We start from the raw sequence: 25082 nt of genomic DNA, 5'->3' as shown, positions 1-25082 counted from the left end.
ATCAAAGCAAAACGTCAAATACTGTTGATAAAAATGATGCGCTTCCAATCCTAGACGTAAAAAGCAGATCAAAACTACGAGAGTCACTAGTAAGATCTAAACAATAGATTATGCTGATTAGCACAATAAGGTATTGCAGCCGCCGAATGACTTAATATTCTCAACAAAATGCAGCACGCCGGGCTTGAACCAACAAAGCCAATCCTAAAAGATCGGGATGCAATCTTTTTAAACGCAGCTGCTGACGCATAAGGAGTTTTCCCTTAAGCCAAGTACTGTAGCGAGTGTCTAAAAGAGAAGTGATAAGAGCAGCAAGATGAGATGAATTATCGGGGCAAAATCGAAGTGCTGCCTCACCACCAGCTTCACGCAACCCTCGAGAATCAGCGACCAGAGGTATCCCACCAGCGGCCATCACCTCTATAGCAGGCAGTCCAAAACCTTCAATCCGACTCGGTAAGACAACAGCCAAGGCATAGCGATACAACAGAGCAAGCTCGATGTTTGACAAACCAATAGGAATAATTCGACCATCTAAGGCAGGTGCATGCTGGACAAATTCATTGGCACGCTGTTCAGCACCAACACCACTGATCACAAGCTGTACGGCTTGCAATAGTGGTGTCTGGAGAGCATCGAGAACAACCTCAGGGTTCTTGTAACTGCCAACTCCACTTGTGGCAGAGAGCACAATGAAAGGGAATCGCAAACCTACACGAGAAGACAGAAGTTGCCAGTGGTGCTTCGCAAAGCTGTAAGAACGAGAGTATTCGAACACAGGGTCTGGAGCTGTATGACACCAAGGCACTGGTTGAGGCAAAGTTGTTAAGAGGCTGGACACATCAGCAGCAGTATCTGCAGAAACAGCAAGATGAGCTCTAGCACCGTGGAGCCAGCGCTGACGGAGTCGTTTCAAGGCTTCAGGGCAAGTCGAACGTTCTGGCATGCAGTCGTGAACGAGAGCCAGCTCGGAACAAGCTGGGTGTAGGACCCCTGAAGTAGTTATCCAACTAGAAACAAATACATCAGCCCCCCAATCACGTGCAATACAAGAATTTTCCTCGGCGACTGCATCAAAAGCGAAAAAATCGAGAGGATCAACTTTGTTTCCTTTAACACTCGATAAATGAGCAGAACGAACCAGGCGACATCCTCGATCAATGAATAATAAGGGAGATGATTCGGTAAAGAGCTCGGGGAGCTGCCAGAAGCGCAAAATCTGATTCCATACTCGCGTAATGCCACCGACCGGTCGACACAACCAAACGCCATCAAATAAGATTCTTGGACCGTCTTGATGGAACAGACGAAGCTCGAGCTCCTTCAATAAAGGATTCTCAAGAGACTTCAACCTCAATGTTCGCCGAGCAGCATCAGGACCATGGGTTCGCCAATCATCCAAAACACGCAATACTGGTTGCACTGTGCCAAAAGATGAAGCCAGTGATTGAGAAGAATGGCGACATATCATCTGCGTCGCATTTGCCGCATAAATAGCCGGAGAGGTGCAGTCAGTCGCCAACTAGTCGATCTTCTCAGCGCTTGATACTCAACTTGAAGATCACGAAGCCTCGCTTCCAATTGGTTATGCTCCTGATGAGAAGAATCCACAAGCTCACGCATCCGGATAAACTCCATTGGATCAGTGCTTGGGCAAACTCCGAAAAGCTGCTGGATCTCGAGTACCACTCGGGGCAAAGACCCAAAAGACTTTTGTAAGGCGAACCCATCAGCTCCATATTCTAAACAGGAGTTGTATGCGGACTCACAAGTTTCCAACAAGGTATGACTAACTCTAGGAGAAGAAGATGGCTCAAGCACCCCACCGGCTCGATCAAGACTTGGACATAATTTGCTTTCAATGATATTACACCATGATTGATAGTCCGCAGCTTGCATACTATTCTGTTCCAACCACGACGAAATTCGATTATAAAGATCAGAACAAATTGTTTCTTTGTGTCCGGCTTGTAGCAGATGTGAATAGGCAATTACAGGCTCATCCGCAGCAATTACTGAAGCAAGATGATAGTTATAAAGAAACCAGATACAAAGACCTGCATTAAGAGGAATACCGTTCCTCGCAAACAAAGAACCTGCTACCGACAGGGGGTGTCGAATAGAAGCGACGATTGGGACTCGTCTAAGCAGAATATGCAAGTAGGCAGGATAGGTCAGGCAAAAACGGGGATCTTTGACTAACCAAAGTCTTTCCAGTGCAAGTTCATGAAAGGACTGACGTTGACTACTAAGCTCCGCTAGTAAAGGATCCTTGTCCCACTGGGGTGGCAACAGAGGTGGTCTAACCCAAGAACAGCCAACCCTATCAAGCAATAAATCGTTAAACGAGACAAAACGATTAGACTCCTGAAAACCCATGGGATTATCCAGTGCAGGCTGCATCTGATCTCCCTTGTCGGGCGAGACACCTAAAAATTCGCTCAGAACAGAGGCAAGCAGTGAAGTACCGGAGCGATGGCAACCAGTGATGAACATGGCAAACAGCTTCTTAAGTATTCTGACGCATAAGAGAGAGGGTGATCAGGAGTGATCGGGGTAATGTCAATGGAACACCTTGCACCATTTGCAGCATAGCGATGCCTCCCCGAGTCTCGTTCTTGATCTGCGGCAGCCAGAAGTCGGGAACATCAGCGCTTGATCGATATCTGCGCCGACATCCTCAATTATTTCTGCCTACAGAGAAAGAACTGCATTTTTTTGATGACGAAACACAAGACTGGACAAAACCTAACTTACAAGAGTTTCATCAACATTTTGAAGCAGCAAAACCAAACCAGCTGTGTGGTGAAGCCACACCAATCACCATGTATTGGGATGCTGCACCTGAACGGGTCTGGAGATATAACCCAAAGATGAAAATGATTGCCCTGTTAAGAGATCCAGTTACAAGAGCTTATTCACACTGGGCGATGGAAACAGCTCGAAATGCAGAATCTCTTAGTTTTCACGAAGCGGTCACGCAAGAACATAAAAGGGCAGCCGCGTGCCGTCCTCTCCAAGATCGTGTCCACTCGTATAGGGATAGAGGCTTCTACAGCAGTCAAATCAGAAGACTCTGGCGCCTGTTCGGAACTGATAATGTGTTAGTCCTTCAACAAAACTGGCTCGAAAGAGATCCACTTTCATGCATCAACAAAATTTGCGAACACCTTGGTGTTGATCCAATGCAATCAGTACAGCCAATTCGAGAGCGAATTGGTCAATACGAAACAACGATGGATGAAGCCACAAGATCGATTCTACAGCAACAGTTCAGAGCTGAAGTACAACAAATTGAACAGATGCTTGGCTGGGACTGCAGCGAGTGGTTAGAGGGCTGGTTATGACACTCCGCGTATTACTTACCATCCCACATGTTTTTGCCCCGCGAGCAGGATCTCTTTACTCCTCACAAACAGCAAGCAAAAAATCACTTAAGCAATCAGCACTTCACGGTGCAACACTAGGAAATATAGCAAGACTGGGTAGAGAACACTGGATTCATGCATCTTTGGGTAAAGGAAAACCTGTAATAACCAGAGATCAAATTACAAATGATGGGGTAGACCTCACGATCGAACTAATTACTCCTAAAGAAGAAAGTCTCGCCAACACCCTGCCGGAACATCATTCTCTGGTACGAATAGAGCCAGAAATTGATGACCTTACTAAAGTTCCACTAATAGCGGCAAGAAGAGCATTAGAACAAGCACATAAATATGACCTTGTCGGGTATATTGAGGATGATCTGGCGATCGAAAGCCGAGACTTTTTCCAGAAGATTTCTTGGTTGGTTCAGGAATTTGGACCACGATATGCATTTTTGCCTCACCGCTGCGAGCACATCCGAGGGCGAGGTGATGTGATCCTTTCAGGTGACCCAGATGGCGGTCGGCCGGATCTTTTCTGGGACACAGGCGAAACACTGAATGTGAACTGGCCTCTAGGTGAGATACGCTTTTACAGAGCAACAAATCCACATTCGGGATGTTGGTTTCTGAGCAAAGAACAGGCAATGGCTCTCTGCCACTACTGGTCGAAGCAAGACTGGGTATCTTCTTTTCAGCTTTCCGGGCCGCTTGAGCAGGCAGCAAGCGGCCTACTACTTCCTCTGTTTCACATTATGAAACCAGACCCAAACAATTACAGATTTCTAGCGATACGTCATCTCGATTCACTTTGGAAGCGTCATAGCAGAGAAGACGGCTCAACCCTGGAGGAATTGACATGACAAAGATGCACTTTGTTTCAGCACATTTTGGAGGACCCGTGCCATGGGAGTTCGAAGTTAAATCTACAAGCATCGAAGTTACAACTGCGTATTACAACGACTGGAACACACCATCGCGCCACCTTGCGATGCATCCGAGGCTAAAATCGAAAATACCCAAGATGCTGGAATGGAGATTTGTCGACTCAGATTGGTACGTCTGGATAGACTCGTCCTTGAAGCTCAATAATAAATTTTCAGACCTGCCAGCACAAATATTAAAAGTAGCAGGTGACAATCCCCTAGTACTTTTTAAACACACAGCCGCGGAAAGCATCCGAGATGAAGCAAAGCGAGTTCTACATAGCATGGCAAATAATCATGAGTATTTAATCAAAAGATACAGTGGGGAACCCATTCTTGAACAAGTGATTCATTACCATGGAGATCCGGATTTTGTCGACAATCAATTATTCGCCACTGGCTTCTTCGCCTATCACCGTAGAGCAGCACCCATGCTACAAGAGTGGTTTAACCATACAGTAACATGGTCACTACAGTGCCAAATATCATTCCCATATGTATTACAAAAATCTAACCTGGGATTTTCCTTATTCGAAGGAATTATAAATGGAGACAACCCCTATGTAACCTGGCACTGGCAAGAGAGAGAAAAAAATCTGTACAGGTAAAAGCATATTGAACTCTCAAATATCTTTAAGCCAATTAATGATTTGATGAGGCTCAACACTCGTCATACATGGATGACCCTCGACAAGGCAATCATCATTCCGAAAACGTTCAATACTACACTTATCACAGGTATGTGAAGATTCTGACCTAGCAAAAGTGTTAACTCGCGGCAACCATAGCCGTATCGGGCTCGCCCCAACACCGTTGGCGTCATTACCAACGATTGCAAAGGTTGGTGTACCAACAGCTGCAGCAATGTGCAAAGGACCAGCATCAACACTTACAACAGCACGCGCTTGTCGACAAGCGCCTGCCAACTGGATCAAAGTGGTGCGTCCACGAAGATCCTGAAGGGGGGTTGAATTTAGCAACCATTCCTCGCCCCCACCAGAATTGTAGGCCTCTTTCTGAGCAAGAGGTGGGCTGCCAACCAACCCAACACTCCAACCCCAAGTGCAGACAGTGCGCACTACGGTTTCCCAGTACTCAAAGGGCCATACTTTTGCAGCTCGGGCTGTGGTGCAGTGAATTAGTAGATCCGGAACTTCAAAAGGGGGATTCTCTGAAGGCAACACGATTTGCCTAAAATCAACATACTCAGATACATAAGCGAGTTGACAAAACAGTTCAGCAATATAGTTAGTGCTGAGGAAACTTTTATAACGGTCAAGGAATGTAGTGCTGTCCCAATCAGAGTCAGCAAGGAAACACTGCCTGGGTTCTTCCCCCCATGGCAACGGAGCTCTAAAGTTTGCACGCAAACTACCACCGGCAACAAAACGTGGCGATAAAGAAGGAACGAGGGAGCAGGTGACAGGATTAAAACCATCGAGATTGACCGCAAGATCGACATCACCATGATGCTGTCGCTGGTCGAACAAGAGCTGGTGGAGACGCAATGCGGCATCAGGTGCGCAATCATCCCAACTAGCACGCCAGTCGATCTCTTGAAGGGCTCGTTCAAAATCCGCTGTGACCTCACTGCCCAGAAATCCAATGACGGCATCTGGGAAACGCTGCTTAAGCCCGCGCAACACCGGAGTACTAACGACAAAATTACCTACCTTGCATGAACCAAGGACGACAATATGGGGGCGATCTCCAAGCGACTCGCCTGCGTAGCGCTGCACCCGTGACATTCAAACCTCAGAGACAGCAATACTCAAGCATGTTGGTGGATCGGCCACTCAGAATCGAGGTACTCATCAATAGCCCAGGTCCACACGACCAAGTACGGGTGAGGCAACCGTTTGTAGCAATGCAAGCTTTGGGGATTGACTGCCGCATCCACGAAAGACCTTTCAAATTCAACGACTGCATTCGTCCACATAGCCTCGTAATCTGGCAGAGGCCGCTACCCAAAAGCTGGGAAAACCAAATAGCGTACTTGCAATGGTTGCGGAACCGAGGCTGCATCCTACTCACGGAATGGGATGACCATCCTGAATTATTCCCATCATGGGTCCAGGAACAATTGAGGGCAAGTTCAATGGCACCTCTAGTAGCCTGCCACGCCATTCATAGTTCTGGTGCACCATTAGCTTCTGCCCTCAGAGCATGGAACCCACTTGTAATGAACCTAGAGAACGGTGTAGACCTTATACCAAGACTGGAAACAAGGAAGCACTTGTCAAAGATCACTAGAGTTTTTATTGGCAACCAGAATAGGAAAAGAGAACATGCTGAACTTGTCCGCCCATTAAGAAGTTGGTTGGCAGAAAATCCGAACGTAATAGCGGTCATAGTAGGAGACAGAAACCTAGCAGAAAGAATAGGAATTACAGCTCAAATTGAATTACATCCACTACTCAACTATCAAGAGTACCGAGATACGTTAAAAAAATGCCATATTGCATTATTACCTCTACAAAAGGGTAATCCAGAACGTTGCAAAACAGTAATCAAATGGGCAGAAGCTTCGGCAGAATCAGTAGCCGTCGTAGCGGGGCCAGAGCTATATCCAAGTATAAGTAAAAATCATCGAGGGGAAACAACCTGTAGCATTGGGGTAAATACATATGACATAGTGTCAAAAGCCAGAGAACTATCAGAAGAAAAAGATCAAAGGCTGCAACAAATAATCAGAGCTCACGAGTGGGTAAAGAAAGACTGGGGTCTTGACCAGCTACTTCCACAGCGAATAGATCTTTATAATTCAATATGGCAAAAAAGAGAGAAAATAGATGATTTATTGAGGAGGCGACTTTTTCGGCAACAAACTTCTATTGGAGCAGGCTTCCTAAGATGAAAAAAAGTAGTGACGAGTGGCACATGGAGGGAAGAAAACTACAGACTGAAGGACAACTTGATCTAGCAGTTGCTGCCTATCAAGAGGCTCTAAAGCTGAAGGCGACTCGGCTCGATACTCGCAACAACCTTGCAGTAATCATGCAAAAAAAGGGATTAAAAGATATCGCCGAACAATTACTCATAGATGGATTGGGACTAGCCGCTAAGAAATGGAAAATGTGCAAAACACAAAAGGAAAAGGTGATCGTTGCGGACGACTGGGCTCGGCTCCTGAACAGCTGCAATGTCCAAGCTTTGCAACAGAAGAAATTTAAAAGATGTCTGCCAATGGCACGTCGGCAAATTCAGCTAGATCCGGATGGCTGCGGCTATGTAAATCTTGGTGTTGCGTTAGAAGAACTTGGCTACCCAGCAAAAGCCGCAAAAAGCCATCTACTGGGCATACAACGTTACGGCCTGAAGTGGGATAAACCTGAGGAACTAATAGGCAGAAGATTGAACAATCCATTAGTAAGCAGTCAACTGCAACGAGAACTCTCCAACCTAGCGATTTGTCGTCTACATACCCAGCCACTGTGCGTCGAGCACTGGAGGCTATTACTGAGTCGATTAGGAATAGCCAATTCCAGTTGGTCGATGAAAGAATTACCTTGGGAAAACCTGTGGAAAGGGGAATTCTGCAACGACCTTCTCATATGGGATGAATTGGGTTTCGGAGATGCCCTTCAGTGCCTTAGGTGGGTTGCGGAATGTGGACAACGAACAAAACAATTGACGCTCATGATAAGGCCAGAGCTATTAAGACTTATCGAGCAGCGACTTGACCTGCCCGCCAATTGCAAAATTGTTCCATTACAGAAATCCGGGACACCGTTTGAAAAGCATGAAAAGCATTGTCCGATTATGGGACTTCCTGTAGCGTTAGCTGATGGGCAAACAAAAATATCGATCCCTTCCTCACAAACCGATCATTGGCTTAAAAGAAGCTATCGCAAAAAAAAAGGCCAAATAGGACTTGTTTGGGCGGCAGGGGAAAAAAGTACTAAGGATGCACAACGTGCATCCGAACGGAGATCGATTTCAGCATCTCAATTTCTTAAACATGCTCTGACATGGAAAGAGAGATGGGGCATAGAGCTAATTTCACTGCAACTTGGCAAGGACGAAAATATAGTCGCAGAGTTGATTGAAGCTAACAGAATTAAGCAACTAAAAGAGGGAGGTGACTGGGAGAGTACAGCCAAAGTAGTGGAAAACCTAGATTTAGTTGTTTGTGTCGACACTGCAATGGCACATCTCGCAGGGAACCTGGGTGTACCATGCTTATTACTTTTGAATCGTGTGCACGACTGGCGCTGGGGTAAAGAGGAGGAACCAGTACGCTGGTATCAGAGGCAAAAGGTGTTGCGGTGCAAAAGCAGCGATGATTGGGAAAACTTGCTTAAAGAGGCAGACTCATGGGTGAAGGAGCTACTCCACGAATGAAAGTGCTATTGGTGAACCACGGACGCGCTGGCGAATTTGGAGGAGGGGATGGAGTCCAGCTTCGTGAGACTGGCAAACGACTCAGGCAAAGGGGGCACACTGTTGTAGAAGTGAACAGCGATCAACCTAAGGCACATGGCTTTGACCTAGTTCACGTGTTCAATTGTCGAGTACAAGAATCACTTGAACAACAAATAAATCACTGTCGAGTTGCTGGTGTACCAGTAGTCATATCTCCAATTTGGGTGTCGATCGGTCGAGCACTATGGGGAAGTCGCGCAAGTATCGGAATACTTCACCAGGGGGTGAGAGATGGTGAAGATAGTATTAAAGGACTGATGGAACAGCTGCGCCAACGAACGCTAACTGTCCAACTGGAAGATGGGGCAACGGTGGAACCATCAGGTGCTATGAGCACAGGATCAGAAAGTATGCAGAAAATAAAAGAACTTCTTCAAAGCTGCAATGCGCTTCTACCCAACAGCTGGTTAGAGCTACAAGCAATCAGATCTGATCACAATTGGAGCGGAAATAACTTTGAAATCGCGCATTACGGGGTAGATCCAAGACTTTTTCTTGATGCAGATCCGGAACCATTCCAAGAATTAACAGGAATTCGACAACCCTTCGTACTACAGGCAGGACGTATCGAACCGGCAAAGAATCAGGCAATGTTGTGCTGGGCATTACGGAAAACAAATCTACCTGTTGTCCTTATTGGAGGCAGTAAACATTGGCCAAGCTACGCAGATCTGTGCCAAAACATTCTTGGCGATCAACTAACGATTATTGAGCATTTGCCACAACACTTACTGGCATCCGCCTACGCGGCAGCAAAGGTGCATGTGCTCCCAAGCTGGATGGAAACCTGTGGTCTGGTCACACTAGAGGCAGCACTTTCTGGAACACCAGTGGTGGGCAGTACTTTCGGACATGAACTCGAATATTTAAGAGGTGACGCTTGGTACGGTGATCCAGCAGATCCAACAAGTATCTACACGGCAGTAATGCAAGCATGGGAGGAAAGATCACATGGAACGAAAAGCTGCAATTTAAAAAGAAGGATACTGGGTGAATATAATTGGGAAAATACGGTTGATTCAACAGTGAAGATATATCAACGAGTTCTCAACGGAAGCGCTTGACACCATCAAGTTGCTTAACAAATAAATCACTTAAGATGCTAATAACAGGTCGAGAACGAAGCTTGATATTCGCTGAAACGCTCATACCACTCTGCAGATTTAAACTTTTATCACCAGCTAAAACCTCCTGTTGTTCAAGTCGTATGGAAGCGGGAAATCTATAAGCTGGATTTTCAGAATCTGGCTTTAGAACATCTGAACCAAGGCTAGAAAGAGTTCCATCTATATAACCAAATTCACCTGCTGGGAAAGAGTCCACCGAGACGGTTACAGGCATACCAACCTTGACAAAGCCAATATCTGAGTTGTTAATCGAAACTTTAGCTTCAAGCCGATTATCAGGGACAAGCTTTAAAGCCACTTGATCAGCAGAGATGACAGAAAAGGTTGATAGCTGTGAATCAAAAACACGACCCGAAGTAGGTGCGCGAACAGTTCGGTAGTCAATTGTCTGCTCTAAATCAACAAGTTGAGATTTAATAGACAGCAATTGACGATCAACCTGATTAAGTTGGCTAGCAGCCTGCCCGATCACCCTAGTGCGTTCTTCCTTAAGTGCTGATACATCAGCTTCGATTTCCTGAATTTGATTTACCGCGCCCAGATACTGGTTACGACCCATCGCACCAGACTCATAGAGGGGCGTAAGGTCACTAACAATACGTTTATTAAGTGAAAGTGTTTTGAGACGACTACCCAAACGGCTGGCGATTTGTTCAAGCTGAGAACGAATTTGCACAGACTGTTGACGTGCAGTAAACAGCTGAGATTGAAGCTGAGTATCACTCACAGAAGGGAGCGAGGGAAGTGGGTCAAATTGCGTCGGATCACCATTACTAACGAGCACAGACTTCAAAGAAAGTGCCTGTAATTGAAGCAATTTCTGGGTATCACGCAAAGCACGACGACGACTAATTAAACCCTTACCTTCAACGGTAAATAGAGGGGTGCCTGTGGAAACAAAATCTCCATCCTTTACAAACACCTGGTCAATAACACCTCCACTTGGTGACTCAACGTCGCGAACACTACCTGCAGGTTCTAATCGACCAGCCACAGAAACACTTTGGTCAATCTTTGATGTAAAAGCCCACAATAAGGATACACCGAAGAGAGTAGTACTAATCCAGATAATCGCAGAAGACCAATGCCGACCTTGATTAACGTGAACGGAGCTTCCTTCCCAAAACTCAAGGTTCTGAGGGAGAGGTTTAGAATCCCGACTGACTGGAGACTCAGCTGCTTGAAAATTTGATTTTTGGGAATCGTTATGATCAGCCAATGTCAACCTCTTGTTGAGAATAAAGAGCGTAGTAGCGACCTTTCAAATCAAGTAGCTCTTGATGACTACCTTGTTCAACCAAAGAACCTGAATCCATCATCAAAATTGTATCAGCTGAGCGGATCGTACTCAAGCGGTGGGTTATGAAAAATACAGTAGAGCCTTCGAAAGCGTGCTTTAGATTAAGACAAACTTGGCGCTCAGTAAGATAATCCAAAGCACTAGTGGCTTCATCAAGGATTAATAGTGAGGGACGCTGCAGAACTGCCCTTGCAATAGCAAGACGCTGACGCTGACCACCGGAAAGATTTCCACCTCTTTCTCCTACTCTAGTGGCATAGCCATTTGGAAGTTCCATAATGAAATCATGAGCACATGCAACTCTTGCTGCTGCAACAATTTCATCAGTCGTCGCATCAGGAACTGTCAAAGTGATGTTGTCACGCACAGTTCCATCGAAAAGAAGACTGTCTTGAGGAACGATACCTATTTGGCGTCTGATGGAGCCAAGTTGCAACTTAGAAATATCGAAACCGTCAATCAGGATGCGTCCTGTTTCGGGCTGATATAAACGTGGCAGAAGTTTCATGATTGTACTTTTGCCGCTCCCACTGCGTCCAACGATCCCGGCAAAAGAGCCAGCTTGCACAGCAAAAGAAACATTACTGACGACAAGTGGAGTGGAATCACTAAAACGAAAATCAACTTCCTGGAAACACACTTCTCCATCTACGGGCGGCAAAGGAAGCTGATCCATTTCTTGGTCACCAGCCTCACTTGATGCATCAACAACATCGGACAAACGCTCAATAGAAAGTGCTACGCCCTGAAAACTTTGCCAACTTGTTGCCAAATTAAGTAAGGGCCCAATCACATATCCGGATATGATACGAAAGGCTATAAGCTGACCAATAGTTAAATCACCTTTAATAACAAGGTATGCACCAACCCATAATGTGAGCAGACCCGTAAGCTGGTTTAGAAAACTACTTAAAGTACCTGCAGATGTACCTATTAATAGAGTTCTAAAAGTTTCTGCCATATATCCAGAAAAACTACGCTGCCATCGCCATCGAACTGTATTTTCAGCATTTTGGGCTTTAATAGTTTGGACACCATTCAATGCTTCAATCAAAAGACTTTGCGTCTGGGCATTTTTTTCAGCGGCCTTACGGAGTTGGGCACGGATAAAAGGTGAAGCAATCAGAGTTAAACCAAGAAATAACGGAACTACACCCAATGTCACTGCGGTCAAAACACCGCTGTAAGCGACCATTACTCCAATATAAATCATCGAAAAAACTCCGTCTAGGAGCAATGTTATCGCGCTACCAGTCATAAAGTTTCGAATATTAGTAAGCTCTCCAATACGAGTTTGGAGTTCGCCGACCGGACGACGATCAAAGTAACGTAAGGGCAAACGCAGCAAATGCTGGATTACTTCCCCGGCCAGAGAAATATCGATTCTATTAGTAGTATCAGCAAATAGATATGTTCGGACTGCACTCAATAATCCCTGAAAAAGGGAAACCCCTAGCAACAACAGTCCAAGTGTGTAGAGGGTATCAAGATTTTGTTGACCTATGACTTTGTCAAAAATCTGCTGAAAAACCAAAGGCTGTGCCAAATTCAGCAACTGAAGGACAAGTGAGACCAGGAGAACTTCAAAAAGACTTCGACGATAACGACGAATCTGAGGCAAGAACCACGACAAACCAAGCTTGCGCTTCTGGGTATCACGGCCTGGTGAAAGAGTTAGAACTCGAGCACCTTGCTGACCCTGCATCAGATCTTCTAGGGACAGCTGAACCATTCCATATTCCGGCAAAACGGCCTTTACTACACCGCGGCTTATGTCGTGCAGCATGGCCGGTTGACCTTCTACGATGACAAAACAGGGAAAAGGAAGCCGCAATAGTTGGGCCTCTGGAATGTCCGCAAGGGAACCAGTGAAACCCATACTTACGGCAAAATTACCGAGCAACTCAAGCGAGACGTCTCGATTAGCGAGGCTTTGACGGACACTACGTTCCATCACATCACGGCGAAACGGGACGTTGTAGTAAAGAGCTAGCATCTCAAGGCATGCCATCGCATGCTGCTGTCCTCCAATACCTGTGACAACAGGTATTGAACGGCCACGAAAACGTGGAGTTGAGGATGCCGACTCACCTACGGCTGTTGAATCAGTTGTATGACGCTGCCCCTGAGGCGTAGGAACAGACAAATCGCTATATCGATCTTGACTCCAAAGATCAATACTAGTTTCAACCACGAACTCATCAGGCGACTGAAGATCGGGACTCAACTCACGTGTCCATAAATCACGATCAATACGCAATAAACGCAAAGGAACCCCATCTGGAATGGAAGCCAAACGATCTTGATCCACCTCAGAACCGATGGTCACCGCGTAATCCTCTGGCTGACTATTCCAGAGCCAGACCGCACCGTCGTCGGGCAAACGCCTCAATCCATGCGCAGGGATGACACGCATTCCTGGGAGTAGACGACGCAGGACCTCGCGTTCATGCGGCTCAGCTTTCGGACGAAGACGAAGAGCGGGAGCTAAAGCTGCAATAAACTCGGAAGGTGAGTCACTGGAATCCAGCCATTGTGAAAAAGACTCGTCTTCACGCTCTAGCTCATAAAAAGTCTCATCTGAAAAGCCAATGAGTTTGAGATTCGTGGAAGCGGAGACCCACTCGCAGGGACTACGTCGAACCAAGCCTGCCCAACCGACCAGATCGCCAGGCCTAGACATCGCCAAGGTCACTGGTCGACGCAAACCAGGATCATCATGAAGAAGACGCCCATTACCTTCAACAACACAAAAACAATGATCTGGTATGCGATCAGGGAGTAAAAGCTCCTGACCAACAGGGCAAACAAACGGCTTCGAACGCGCGGCCAACCATGCCAGACGATCTTCGTCTAAGCCTCGGAAGGCGGAGAAGCGAGCCAGCAATTGCTGAAACGATGAGGTCTGTGTCATAGGTTCAAGTCAGATCACTGGCGTCAAGGTGTTGAGTCTCCGGCTGCTTGGGGGCATCGCAGTCAAACCGGAGATCATCGACGGGATCACCAGCCTGCAGGCGCTTTACTCTTTCGTCAAGAAAGGCTTCGAGCTGCTCATCAAGCAAAACAGACCTCATGTCATCGTCCAAACGAGCAGGCGTGAAGTGCTCTAAACGAAGTATCAAGTGCCATTCCCCTAAAGACAACGGCTTGGCCAATTCACCGGCCTGAAGTCCCCGTAGGGCATCAACGAGAGGCTGAGGATGCAGTTGGGATAAACGGATAGGACCAATTAAGCCTTGATGACGAGCTTCAGGTCCTTCGCCAAATTCTCGTGCCGCATCTGAGAAAACCAATTCTCCCTCAGCAATACGCAAATAGAGCTCACGAGCAAGGCCCAGGTTGCGTACACGTAGTAGAGAGTAGACAATTTCATCTCGTCCGCCGCGTGTGGCTAAAAAAGATTCTTCTAAACCTGGTGAAAATTGTTGGCGAGCAAACTTTTTTAAAGCTAAATCGCGTGATGCCGCGATTAGAAGATCAGATTTTGACCAACCTTTTATTGCCAACCAATCATCTATATCAGAGGAGCCAATAATGGCCTTTTCCGCTGCCTGTATATCAGAATCAGATAGAGGAACCAATGATACAATGCTTTCTTCAACGTAACGCCGCAATAATAATGGGAGCAAGTTGCCCCTACGAACTAAATCCTCAATAACAAAATCATCTGGAGCTTCAGGAAATAGTTCACCCATAAAGTTTAGCCTTAGACAGAGAAGGAAGATCTAAAAGGAATAGCTGGTTAAGAGCTTCTTGTACTTGAGACATTAAACCTGACCAATCCCCACGCTCCGGCTGTCGAAAGAGCCTCATCTTAGGATACCAAGGGGTATCTTCTCTGCGATGCAACCACCTGAAATCGGCATTATGCGCAAGAAGCAACCAAACTGGTTTATTCAAGGCGCCTGCCAAATGCGCCACAGCAGTATCAACCGTCAAGACAATATCAAGTTGGTCAATCAAATACGCTGTGTCAGAAAAATCACTGACAACATTACCCCAGTCGTGAACACCTGTAACCCCAAGAAAAGGTTTTAACTGAGAAGAATCAGGACCAACCTGTAATGAATGAAGCTGGATAAGACCAAGATTGACTAAGTCAATCAACGGTGGCAGGAGTAAAGAAGCTGGGAGCGATTTATTCCGATACATCGCCTTATTATCTGGATTAGTAGCCCAGACTATTCCAACAGTAATACCGCCGGGAGGTGACGTTACCTTCAGATGCGGAGGAACAGGACCAGGAGCAGTCAGATATGGAATATTTGATGGAATGGAATGTAGTTCGGTACCGAAAAGGTAAGGAAGACTTAGCAAGGGAATATTCGGACGCTTCTCCAAACCTTGCTCAGGGGGTGCCAGTTTCTCAGATACATGAACATCCAGACTAAGCCAATCTCTATACAAACGAACGAGCGGTTTGTGTGCTAAAAAACGAAAAGGAATATTACGCGCGTGTAAAAGATAGAGATAGCGAACAAATTGCAGACTATCACCTAAACCTTGCTCACTCCAAATAATCAGCTCAGAATCACCTAAAGAAGGCAATTTGGATAGCATACGCTCCTGAGGGATAGGTGTAGGTGGAACAACAGACCCCAAATCTTCTGTATGAAATCGTGCCTCATAAAAACGCCATCCTTCCTTATAATGGCCTAATAACAGTAACGCGAGACTCAGATTCCAAAGTGAATTTGATGAGCTTTTATCGAGCTCAACCCCTCGCTTAAGCGAAGCCAAAGCCGCCTCAGGCTGAAGGGTTTCGATTAGAACTTGACCATAATTAACATGACTTTGAGCATGCATTTTATCAAGACCAATTGCATGCACAAAACAAGCTTTAGAGGCATCAAACTTTTCAACCTGAAATAGTGTAAGCCCAAAATTACACCAAGCATCAGCATCAAATGGATCTAGACGCAAGCTATTTTTTAAAGCAAGAAGAGAGGTCGATTGATTATTAGTCTCATTAAGTGCAGCACCATAGTTGTGCCAAGCATTGGCAGCAGAAGAATCCAAACGAAGACTTTCTAAATAGTACTGAATTGCACGTTCTGGGGACTTCTTCTGAAAAAGATTTCCTAGATTATAGTAAATATCTGATCGTCCAGGGCTAAGCTCTAAGGATCGCAAATAAGCTGCTTCTGCAGTAGCTTCCTCACCTGGAATGCGCCTTGCAAGCATTCCGTATAATCCAAAAAAATCTGGACATTGCAGATTTGTAGAATCGACCTCACGCAGAGCGGCAAACCCCTCGTCAAATTTCTTAAGATTCCAATAGGCCAAAGCTTTGACCATAGGCCAATGAAATTCGCCTTGAGATAAAGTAATTTGGCTGGAAGCTTCTAAAGCGGCCTGAGCCAGATCAGCATCCTTACCGAGCGCAAGCAACCAGTCCTGCGCTGTTTCATAGAGTTGATCGTAAGTCTTCAAGGATTGAGAATTGGGCAACGACACTGTGGGAACCAGCATGACATACCTTCGAACTGATGCTGAAAGTATGATGCCGGAGGCGACAGGCGAAGAGGTTAAAGCTAAGTACCATCAACGATGGCTAAAAGAAAAACGGGTGTCAGACCTAATTAAAGTTTTTGAAGTGCTGAAAATGGATAAAAACTACGATCAAGCGCTTAAACTAATTAAAAGCCTTCCAGAGGAAACGTTTAATAATAAGACCGTAAGCTTGCACAGTTCAACAATACTTAGGCAAAAGGGAAGCTATCAAGAATCAATAAAAATACTCAACATATCACTTGAAAGAAACAAAAATGACGAGGCTCTACTTATTGAACTAGCAAGGTGCTACTCTGGAAACAAACAATTTAAAAATAGCATAGACATTCTCGAGAAAATACAAAAAAACAATTCAAACAGTTTTTCAATTTGGTTTAATCTAGGAGTAGCATATAGCAATCTAGGAAAGCTACAAGAAGGATTAAAAGCTTTCACAAATGCAAATTCAATCAACCCCGACGATGAAGTCACAGCTGCAAATCGAATTGTACTTCTGAAAGAAACAAGACAAATAAAAGAAGCACGCAAAGTAATTGACAATTTACCAATCACCATAGATCGTAGAAGATACGAAATCCTAGGTGCAGAAGCAGGAGTTCTAATGGCAGAGCAAAGATTTAACGAAGCAGCATCAATATTTAAAAGTCTATGCGAGCTGAAACCGTTGCAGTCAACCAATTGGCTGAACTATGTTGCATGCATAAGAGCAAATAAGGTGACAATAGATCCTGAAATTATATTACGTACAGCCTTGAAACTCAGTCCTGATGACAGCTCTCTAAAGCACGCATGGCTTCAAAGCCTATGTGAAATTGGGAAGCAAGCACAAGCAAAAGTTTTACTATCTGAGTTAAGCATTGAAGAGTTCATGAAAAAAGACTTGCATTTATTCAATCTTTTATTTTTATCGACGAGCCAACAGCTAATATCTAGCAAACAACTGAAAGATATTGTATATAAGTGGGAAAAGAGGGAGCAAAATGAGTTCATGAAAGAGCTGAACAAAGAATATATACACGAGGACTATGCAAAGAGCAAAAGAAAGATTAAAGTAGGCTATTTGTCTTCAGACTTTTGTAATCATCCAGTAGCTAGATTTTTAATTCCAATCCTTGAAACACACAAAAGATCGGAGGTTGAAATATGGTGTATTCATACTGGTCCACGTTGGGATCAGACAACAGAAAAAGTCAAATCATCATGCGATCACTGGCTTGAACTGAGTGATTGCGACGATAATAAAGCTGCACGAATTGTGGCTGATCAAAGATTAGATGTTTTAGTAGAATTAGGCGGATTTACGGGGAACAATAGAATTGGAATATGTATAAGTGAACCCGCTTTTGTTCAAATGAGCTATTTAGGATACCCGGGTCCTACATACTTGAAATCAGTTCCATGGTGGATAGGGGATGAATACTTATTTCGAGATCTCAAGAACGAAGAGGCTGATAGTCATAATCTAGCTTATGTGGAAAAAGGCTATATGACTTTGCCAATGCCTCTAAATTGTCCAACTCCAAAGAGAATTGGAAACAATAAGGTTAGATTTGGTAGCCTAAATCATGCAAGAAAAATAACAAAAGATACGATTAATCTTTGGTCCAAAATACTAATGAGATGCAAAAATACTGAATTAGTGTTAAAAAGCATAAGCTTTAAACACAAAAAAGAACAAGAAGAAATCATCAAAAGATTCACACAATGTGGTGTGGAGCGTTCTAGATTGATTTTGCTTCCATTTCAAGATGCATTTGAAGCACATCTGGAAGCATACAATGGTATTGATATTGCTTTAGATCCGATTCCATACGGGGGTGCAACAACGACGGCCGAGGCACTTTGGATGGGGATTCCAGTTATATGCAGAAAGGGTGAAACAATGGCCTCAAATTTAGCAGCAAGTGTCTTAGCATCAGCTAATTGCGAGGAATTTATTGCAGAAGACGGAGAAAATTATCTTAAAATTGCTGAAGCTTTATTTAAAAGAGGGCCAAGGAAGAATCAAGAAAGAATAGATCTTGTAGAAAGAATTAGAAATTCGCCGCTCAACCAACCGCGAAGAGTTAGCAAAGAGCTGGAAACTATCTATCGTTCTGCAGTACTGTCCAAAGAAGAAGTCCGCATATCATGAAGATTAAGAAAAGTAGATTCTAATTGTTGCATTAAATCCTTTGAATCTCCCAGCATAGAGGAGGTAATTTTCTCTCTCCAATATGCACGATTAGAGCGAAGCCATGTGAGACTTTTATTTTCTGCTAGAGATACAGCAAAACCTAAATAATCATCTGAATTTGAAAAGCTCCAATCACTTAAGCCAGCACCACATAAAACAGCATAGGCCATTCTTGTAACATAGTGCTCACCATACAATGTAAGCACGGGTACACCCATCCACAAAGCCTCACAAGTAGTTGTACAACCAGTATTTGGGAAACTATCTAAAGCAACATCTAAATATGCATACTGCATTAAGTGCTCATCTGGAGTAGAAGTAAAGGGCAGGAAATGTATTCTATTAATATCAATTTCGGCATCAATGAGTCTCTGCTTAATCAAGAAAGCAGTATTTTCGTCTTCAGACGCAAATGCTTTTAAAACTAAGATCGAGTTTGGAACCCTTTTTAATAGCTTTGACCATAGCTGAAGACAAGAATCAGAAATCTTGCGCATATTGTTAAAAGAGCCAAAACGAATCGGCGAACCTTTATCAAAGGCTATTGGAGTGACAGTTTTAATCTTACCTTCAGGCAATTCAAAAGGAGGTTGCCAGGCAAGAAAAGGTCTAGAAAGGCGAACAATCTTTTCAGTATGCCATTCTTGAGAACTAGTTTCGAGGGGAATTAGGTTATCGTCAACGATCCAAACATCCATGGATGGAATACCTGAACTTGCATGATATGCCAAATAATTAACCTGTAGAGGAGCCACTCGTGCAAGAAAAACAGGTGCAATGTTGTTAGCTGTCCAGCCATTTAGATCAATGACAACGTCAAATTCTTGACTTCGAATACACCTGAGCTGCTCAGGCATAGTCTTAATATGACTAAAATCAACCAATGATATATCTGATAATGCCAACAACAACTCTGTATATTGACGATTCATTGCATGTGTTGCAACAACGCAATGATCATGTTTCTTATGTCCTTGACTTGCGTAAAAAAATGAATAAACAAATCTAAATACCGGATGATTACAAACATCACCAAGTATCCATCCAACTTTCAATTTGTCAGAATGAATCTTTTTAGGATAGGGTCCAATGCATTTTTCACCGATAGAGCGCCATTGACTATAAAGAAAAGAATTTAGATTCTTTGCAAGTTCAGGGTAAGAAGAAAGTGCTTGACTACTAGAATGCATCATCAAATTAGATGCAAGATGAGCCGCCATGCCAGGACGTAAAATAATCTCAGGGTGTATATATTTCAACCATTCAGATCTTCCAAGTAGATCATAGGCAGTAGACAAGCATGTGGGAGATTGTTGCTCAGCACCAACACTGTTATTAATTCGCTCTAAAAGCTTAAAGCGCAGACCATCAGCAGGCTGACGCTGAAGCAACTTTGCTTCTGAAAACCGACTTAAGAGGGTTGAACTCAAAGTATGATGGAACTCAATACACTTACGAAGGACGGGCATGCAGAGAGATTCCCTTCTAAGTGAAAAGAGCGTGTTGATCAAGATCTCACAATACTCACGATCATAAATATATTCATCTAACTTTGGAAGTAAAATTGATTCGACAAGAATGTGGTTGCCTTTTTCTTTAGCAACTTTAGCTCGAACTAAAGCAACAAATAGACTCTCTACAGGCAACAACTTTTCGAGCAGTAAGTCTGCCTCATTAATATTACCAGCGATCAAACAAGAATTGATAGCAGAAATCAAGAGGTGAGGAAATTCTGTAAAGCGAGAATCAAGATTACATGAAGGTAAGATATATTTAAAATCAACGGATGAATTGCTATTCAGGAGATACTGCAAAGTTGCGTGAAGTATCCTAGAATCATCTGCCTGTACAATAAGGGAAAGGGATTTTATTAATCCAGGCACTTTAGAATAATATCTAAGCGAATGAAGACACTGAATATCTAGCCAAATAACATCTGGCTTTAAATCAAAAGCACAATCGCTAGAATAAGCAGAAAGCAATAAATGAGTATGTAATATTTTACCTTCTCTAAACAAACTAATTGAGTTTGCTAGCCAAGGTGGTAAATGATCGATATCTCCCGCCGTAGGACCATAAATAAGTTGACGACTTAAACTAGTAGTCATACAAAAAGACAAGAAAAAAGCCCTCTTGCGAGGGCTTTGTATTTAGTGATAAAGAATTGATCAGCCGAGGCTATCAATCGTAGATTGAGAAACAGTGATGAAGCTGATCTCACTTCCGTTTGCAGCAGCAGTAGTTGCACCATTCAGGAAGGTGATGGTGTTGCCTGCGCCAAGGGTAAGAACAGAGCTGGCGAGCGATCCGGTTGAACCGTAATCTGCAGAGATTGCGATTGTGAGTGCGGAACGGGTAGATGCAGCTCCGAAGGCAATGGTGTCTTGACCACCACTGGTGCCGAAGTAGTAAGTGGTGCTACCACCAATGTCGGTATCTGCGTTGGTTCCATTCGCAGCACCTGTGAAGAACAGGCTGTCATCACCAGCACCGCCAACGATTGAAGCACCAGATGCTTCTCCGTCGAGGAACATGATGGTGTCATTGCCGGACTGGCCGACAATCACAGAACCTGAAATGTCACCACCGAAAGATGCACTTGCGAAGCTTTCGGCGCGGCTGCTAACGAAGTTAGTAGTAACGATCAGAGTGTCGTTACCGTCGCCACCAGCGATGGTTGCTTTGTTAGCGGAACCAGTGATCTTGACGGTGTCATCACCGGCATCACCGTAAAGGTTGCCGCTGGTCAGAGCGGTAAGAGCGAAAGTGTCATTACCTGCACCACCGTAGATGGTGCCACCGATAGCAGCGCCAGTGATGTGATCATCGCCGGCTTCACCGTAGACACTGGAGTCAACGTTGATGCTTTCACCAGTACCACCGTTAATGGTGATCGAGATGGTGTCGTTACCAGCACCACCCTGAACGGTACTGGTCAGAAGACGGCCAGTAACTTTAAGGCTGTCGTTGCCAGCGTTAGATGTGATCAGTGCTTTGCTGAAGACATCAGCAGTTGCGCTGTTACCGAAGATGATGGTGTCTGCACCTTTATCTCCGTAGATCTCGGAGGAGGTAATTGCAGAGATACCAGAGATCACATCGTCGCCGGCGCCGCCACGAATGGAGGAAGAACCTTTCGCGACACCTGCGATGTAAATGGTGTCGTTACCACCATTTGCTTGGATGGTGGATGCATTAACAGTGCCGCCAATCGACAGTGAGTCAGATCCATCAGCGGTGGTATCCGAATCAGAACCACCTTGAACAGTTGAAGAATCAACGTTTGTGGTGATGTCAATCGAGTCGGAGCCCAGGTCGCCGTAAACGGTTGAACCGGTAACGGTGGTCGTGATGATGGTCAGATCGTTGTCTTTACCACCCCGCACCAGCGAGCCAGAGTTGATACCTGCTCCAAGGCGGATTGTGTCGTTACCCTTGTTGCCCTGGACATAGGCAGCGCTAAGGCTTCCAGAAACGGTGATGGAGTCAGCACCATCACTTGTAGGAACGCCAACACCGGCACCGTAAACAGTCGCACCCTTCAGGGTTGTGGCGACGTTGATGGAATCGCTACCAGCGCCACCGCGGACTTCGCCGCCGTCAATCGATTTAGTGAAATTGAGGCTGTCGTTTCCAAGACCACCACCGATTGTGGCGGTAGCCATAGAAACAGTGAAGGTCAGGCTGTCATTGCCGCTACCACCATCGATGGATGCGTTTGCAGCCGCGTCGCTCATGATGACGACATCGTTGCCGTCGCCGGCAGAAATGATGTCAGCGCCGCCCTTGCCGTTGACAGTGTCGTTGTCGCTAAGAGCGACAATGGAATCTGCACCAGAAGTACCAATCAGAGTGTTGGCGGTGTCAGTACCAAGAATCGTGTTGTAGCTCGTGCTCATTGGGATTTGGGCTTTGTGGTGGGTGAGCTGTTGGGGACTCCTCACAACCGCACCCACCAAGGGGGCGGTGTGTTGCCGAAACACTAAGGCCTAGGCACGCACCTTTATACGTCTTAGGAGACAGGCTGACAACTGGGCTCAGGCGCCGAGTCTGAAGCTGAAGACAAATGCGCGCACCAAGCCTTAAGCCCGAGTTCTGAGTCATAGTGCTTAGCCCGAGCCTGAGACGCTATCCCTAGTGTCTTGGCCAGAACCCGGTCATCAAGCAGGAGGTTCATGGCCTGCGCTTGCTGGTCATGATCAAAAAAGTCGCAAAGCAAGCCATGCTCGCCACTGGTGATCATCTCTTCCACTGGGGGCGTGGAGCTGCTAACAATGCTGCACCCAGCAGACATGGCCTCGAGAAGGCTCCAACTCAAAACGAACGGAATTGTCAAATAAAGGTGCACATGACTCGCCTGCAGCAAGCGGTGATAGTCAGATGTCTGCAATGCTCCGAGCCAATGGGTTCGATCGCGATCCAAGCCTGCTTCGTCTTGTGCCCATTTCTGCCAGCTCCGCCCATCAGAGCGACCAGCCCCATATGCCACAAGATCACTACCGGCAATTAAAACCTGGACTTTTGGACGCATCCGCTGCAGTTGGGCTAATGCCTTCATTGCCTGCGGGAAACCTCGATACTCTTCAAAACCGCGGCTCACATACGTAACGATTTCGGCGTCTTTTGGACAACCTGGCCAGGCCTGATGGTCACTCCTAGATAGGTGCTGGAGCTTGGACCAATCGATTCCTTCATGGATAACCTTTAAACGCTGGCGCATCCATGCAGGAAATTGTTGTTGCTGCCAAAAAGTAGGGGTTACAGCAAGATCAGCATCAGCCAGCTCTATAAGTGTTTGGGCATTCCATGTGCGTAGACGTAAACGTCTATCAGGCTCAACTGGTCCGCAATTAAGAAAATCCACATCAGAACCCTCTGAGTTGTAATACCACTCAAAGAGCGCTGCGCGACGTGCAGAAGGAAAAATATCGCGTACATAAAGGCCTGCACCAAAACCAACGTGATTGATAATCCAATCAGGTTGCCAGCCCTCCTTGCTGAGCTCTGCACAGCTTCGAAAGACAGCCTGTCCCTCCAAAACAGCCTGATCAAAGCGGCGCAGGTAGGGATGAAGCAATTCAGAACCCCCAGAGCGATGACATTGATAGGGCTTTAGCTTTAGGCCGGGAAGGGGATCTGGAGCATGCCACTCCCGCTTCCCAGCCAAAAAAATCACGTCGTGCCCCATCTCAACTAAGCGAGGAGCAAGTCGACGAAATTGAGATGGATAGTTAGGATGAATGAAGAGAATCTTCAAGTTATTCAGTCGTTCGTGGAGAGTGGACGCGCAAAAATGTCCTGATAACCTTGTAATAGCCAGTGAGGGATTTTCTGGTCAGCCTCATCAACTTTCATAGTACCAGGAACATAAAACAACATCGCAATCAAAAACGCATTAGTAGCATTCGGAGCATCAAAACCACCTCCTTGAGATGGGGTCAAACGCACAACGGCACGATCTTTAAAGGCCTGATCGTCGGCAGACAATGGCTCTTTCTGAACACCAGAACGAACCATGGCCCAGTAACGATCTCCCAAATCGGCCTCAAACAGCTGCTGAAGCTTTTGCTCTGAACAACGTTCAATAGCTGCAGCAAACTGACGACGAAGCTGCATAAGCTCATCCAAGATCTCTTGATCTTCAGGATCAATATAATAAAGATTCGATAAACCCAACATTCTATTTAACTGTATACGATTACCAATCAACTCTTCAAGCGTGCTCGGAAATTCCCCAAAATCAACTTGCGGAACTGGAGCAGTTGCGGCTAGATCATGCTGAGCTTGGCTCGGAGTATTCTTGGAAACCTCCGATTCATACAATTCAGTGTAAGAAGGCAACAACCAAGAGGGAAGCCAACGTCCGGCATTGGCAATTTGGAGTTGTCCAGGCGGTGAAACCAGAAAAACCGCTATTAGTAACTGAACTGTACCAGGCCGATCTAATCCTTGCTGAAGCTGCTGATTAATGCGGTCGCGGACAGAACGCTGATCTGTAGTGAAAGGGAATTCTTGATGCAGCTGATTAACCATGGCTCGAGTTGCCTCACCTAATGGTGAAATCCAAAGACTCTCGAGCAAATCCTCAGGTGCTGTAAGCCAAAACCGGATGAGAGCATCACGGTCGCCACGTCCAATCACCTCGGCAACGCTCCATGGAGCTGCTGGAATGAAGGAAATCAAGGCGGTCATAGGATGAGGATCAGTTTCAAAAGACTACCGCCTCCAGAGGGAAGCCCGATACTC

The 25082-nt window shown here is 45.4% G+C and carries 18 protein-coding genes; 7 read left to right on the top strand and 11 right to left on the bottom strand.

Annotated features, from left to right (window positions below; all coding sequences use genetic code 11):
* Nucleotides 1-160 precede the first annotated feature (160 nt).
* Both DXY33_RS01900 and DXY33_RS11960 read right to left on the bottom strand, forming a co-directional pair.
* The gene (locus DXY33_RS01900; protein WP_115131514.1) at nt 161-1522 is read right to left on the bottom strand and encodes a glycosyltransferase; all 1362 of its coding nucleotides are present in this window, start codon (nt 1520-1522) and stop codon (nt 161-163) included.
* Nucleotides 1468-2496, bottom strand: a complete 1029-nt coding sequence (locus DXY33_RS11960) for a hypothetical protein (RefSeq protein ID WP_136975417.1) — start codon at nt 2494-2496, stop codon at nt 1468-1470. Before DXY33_RS11960 ends, DXY33_RS01900 begins: the two co-directional genes overlap by 55 nt.
* 101 nt (nt 2497-2597) lie before the next feature.
* On the opposite strand from DXY33_RS11960, the gene DXY33_RS01895 reads away from it, so the two are divergent.
* Genes DXY33_RS01895 through DXY33_RS11955 form a run of 3 tightly spaced genes read left to right on the top strand, consistent with a single transcriptional unit; the run spans nt 2598 to nt 4902 of the window.
* Complete coding sequence (locus DXY33_RS01895; RefSeq protein ID WP_115131513.1) at nt 2598-3347, top strand: sulfotransferase; 750 nt, start codon at nt 2598-2600, stop codon at nt 3345-3347.
* The gene (locus DXY33_RS01890; RefSeq protein WP_115131512.1) at nt 3344-4231 is read left to right on the top strand and encodes a hypothetical protein; all 888 of its coding nucleotides are present in this window, start codon (nt 3344-3346) and stop codon (nt 4229-4231) included. Before DXY33_RS01895 ends, DXY33_RS01890 begins: the two co-directional genes overlap by 4 nt.
* Complete coding sequence (locus DXY33_RS11955; RefSeq protein ID WP_136975416.1) at nt 4228-4902, top strand: DUF616 domain-containing protein; 675 nt, start codon at nt 4228-4230, stop codon at nt 4900-4902. Before DXY33_RS01890 ends, DXY33_RS11955 begins: the two co-directional genes overlap by 4 nt.
* Before the next feature lie 15 nt (nt 4903-4917).
* Here DXY33_RS11955 and DXY33_RS01885 read toward each other — a convergent pair whose 3' ends face one another.
* Nucleotides 4918-6033 (bottom strand): glycosyltransferase family 9 protein, encoded by a 1116-nt coding sequence (locus tag DXY33_RS01885; RefSeq protein WP_170950900.1) that lies wholly within the window; start codon nt 6031-6033, stop codon nt 4918-4920.
* A 359-nt stretch (nt 6034-6392) separates the two neighbouring features.
* Here DXY33_RS01885 and DXY33_RS11950 point away from each other — a divergent pair, with 359 nt between their 5' ends.
* The 3 genes from DXY33_RS11950 to DXY33_RS01880 all read left to right on the top strand — a co-directional run bounded on the left by DXY33_RS11950 (nt 6393) and on the right by DXY33_RS01880 (nt 9783).
* The gene (locus DXY33_RS11950) at nt 6393-7151 is read left to right on the top strand and encodes a glycosyltransferase family 4 protein (protein WP_136975415.1); all 759 of its coding nucleotides are present in this window, start codon (nt 6393-6395) and stop codon (nt 7149-7151) included.
* Between the two features lie 23 nt (nt 7152-7174).
* Entirely contained in the window at nt 7175-8638 is a 1464-nt protein-coding gene (locus DXY33_RS11945; protein ID WP_206749598.1) for a hypothetical protein, read from the top strand.
* Nucleotides 8639-8976: 338 nt separating this feature from the next.
* On the top strand, nt 8977-9783 hold the full coding sequence (locus DXY33_RS01880; RefSeq protein WP_244275817.1) for a glycosyltransferase: 807 nt from the start codon (nt 8977-8979) through the stop codon (nt 9781-9783).
* On the opposite strand, the gene DXY33_RS01875 is transcribed toward DXY33_RS01880, so the two are convergent.
* From DXY33_RS01875 to DXY33_RS01860, 4 genes are read right to left on the bottom strand one after another with little or no spacing between them, the layout of a single operon-like run.
* Complete coding sequence (locus DXY33_RS01875; protein ID WP_244275815.1) at nt 9767-11065, bottom strand: HlyD family secretion protein; 1299 nt, start codon at nt 11063-11065, stop codon at nt 9767-9769. The two genes, DXY33_RS01880 and DXY33_RS01875, sit on opposite strands and share 17 nt — an antisense overlap.
* On the bottom strand, nt 11058-14060 hold the full coding sequence (locus DXY33_RS01870) for a peptidase domain-containing ABC transporter (protein WP_115131509.1): 3003 nt from the start codon (nt 14058-14060) through the stop codon (nt 11058-11060). Before DXY33_RS01870 ends, DXY33_RS01875 begins: the two co-directional genes overlap by 8 nt.
* A 4-nt stretch (nt 14061-14064) precedes the next feature.
* Complete coding sequence (locus tag DXY33_RS01865; RefSeq protein WP_115131508.1) at nt 14065-14841, bottom strand: peptidylprolyl isomerase; 777 nt, start codon at nt 14839-14841, stop codon at nt 14065-14067.
* Nucleotides 14834-16579 carry a tetratricopeptide repeat protein gene (locus DXY33_RS01860; RefSeq protein WP_170950899.1) on the bottom strand — a complete coding sequence of 582 codons (1746 nt, stop codon included), beginning with the start codon at nt 16577-16579 and terminating at the stop codon, nt 14834-14836. The genes DXY33_RS01865 and DXY33_RS01860 overlap by 8 nt, the downstream gene beginning before the upstream one ends.
* Before the next feature lie 37 nt (nt 16580-16616).
* Between DXY33_RS01860 and DXY33_RS01855 the strand changes: the two genes are divergently transcribed.
* The gene (locus DXY33_RS01855; RefSeq protein WP_115131506.1) at nt 16617-18794 is read left to right on the top strand and encodes a CDC27 family protein; all 2178 of its coding nucleotides are present in this window, start codon (nt 16617-16619) and stop codon (nt 18792-18794) included.
* Here DXY33_RS01855 and DXY33_RS01850 read toward each other — a convergent pair.
* The 4 genes from DXY33_RS01850 to DXY33_RS11940 form a co-directional block, all read right to left on the bottom strand.
* On the bottom strand, nt 18749-20944 hold the full coding sequence (locus DXY33_RS01850) for a hypothetical protein (RefSeq protein ID WP_115131505.1): 2196 nt from the start codon (nt 20942-20944) through the stop codon (nt 18749-18751). The two genes, DXY33_RS01855 and DXY33_RS01850, sit on opposite strands and share 46 nt — an antisense overlap.
* 60 nt (nt 20945-21004) lie before the next feature.
* A complete protein-coding gene (locus DXY33_RS01845; protein ID WP_115131504.1) occupies nt 21005-22735 on the bottom strand; it encodes a calcium-binding protein in 1731 nt (576 codons plus the stop codon).
* A gap of 113 nt (nt 22736-22848) precedes the next feature.
* Complete coding sequence (locus DXY33_RS01840) at nt 22849-24093, bottom strand: glycosyltransferase (RefSeq protein ID WP_115131503.1); 1245 nt, start codon at nt 24091-24093, stop codon at nt 22849-22851.
* A gap of 5 nt (nt 24094-24098) precedes the next feature.
* Nucleotides 24099-25028 (bottom strand): hypothetical protein, encoded by a 930-nt coding sequence (locus DXY33_RS11940; RefSeq protein WP_136975412.1) that lies wholly within the window; start codon nt 25026-25028, stop codon nt 24099-24101.
* Nucleotides 25029-25082 lie beyond the last annotated feature (54 nt).

The sequence above is a fragment of the Synechococcus sp. N26 genome (assembly GCF_900473975.1).
Lineage (GTDB): Bacteria > Cyanobacteriota > Cyanobacteriia > PCC-6307 > Cyanobiaceae > Parasynechococcus.
This window is presented reverse-complemented; position numbering and strand designations above follow the sequence as displayed.

Bases quoted from the DNA above. Each gene is read 5' to 3' on its own strand.
- DXY33_RS11960 (WP_136975417.1), bottom strand. From the start codon at position 2,496: ATGTTCATCACTGGTTGCCATCGCTCCGGTACTTCACTGCTTGCCTCT.
- DXY33_RS01895 (WP_115131513.1), top strand. From the start codon at position 2,598: ATGCCTCCCCGAGTCTCGTTCTTGATCTGCGGCAGCCAGAAGTCGGGA.
- DXY33_RS01890 (WP_115131512.1), top strand. From the start codon at position 3,344: ATGACACTCCGCGTATTACTTACCATCCCACATGTTTTTGCCCCGCGA.
- DXY33_RS11955 (WP_136975416.1), top strand. From the start codon at position 4,228: ATGACAAAGATGCACTTTGTTTCAGCACATTTTGGAGGACCCGTGCCA.
- DXY33_RS11950 (WP_136975415.1), top strand. From the start codon at position 6,393: ATGGCACCTCTAGTAGCCTGCCACGCCATTCATAGTTCTGGTGCACCA.
- DXY33_RS11945 (WP_206749598.1), top strand. From the start codon at position 7,175: ATGGAGGGAAGAAAACTACAGACTGAAGGACAACTTGATCTAGCAGTT.
- DXY33_RS01880 (WP_244275817.1), top strand. From the start codon at position 8,977: ATGGAACAGCTGCGCCAACGAACGCTAACTGTCCAACTGGAAGATGGG.
- DXY33_RS01870 (WP_115131509.1), bottom strand. From the start codon at position 14,060: ATGACACAGACCTCATCGTTTCAGCAATTGCTGGCTCGCTTCTCCGCC.
- DXY33_RS01865 (WP_115131508.1), bottom strand. From the start codon at position 14,841: ATGGGTGAACTATTTCCTGAAGCTCCAGATGATTTTGTTATTGAGGAT.
- DXY33_RS01855 (WP_115131506.1), top strand. From the start codon at position 16,617: ATGACATACCTTCGAACTGATGCTGAAAGTATGATGCCGGAGGCGACA.
- DXY33_RS01850 (WP_115131505.1), bottom strand. From the start codon at position 20,944: ATGACTACTAGTTTAAGTCGTCAACTTATTTATGGTCCTACGGCGGGA.
- DXY33_RS01845 (WP_115131504.1), bottom strand. From the start codon at position 22,735: ATGAGCACGAGCTACAACACGATTCTTGGTACTGACACCGCCAACACT.
- DXY33_RS11940 (WP_136975412.1), bottom strand. From the start codon at position 25,028: ATGACCGCCTTGATTTCCTTCATTCCAGCAGCTCCATGGAGCGTTGCC.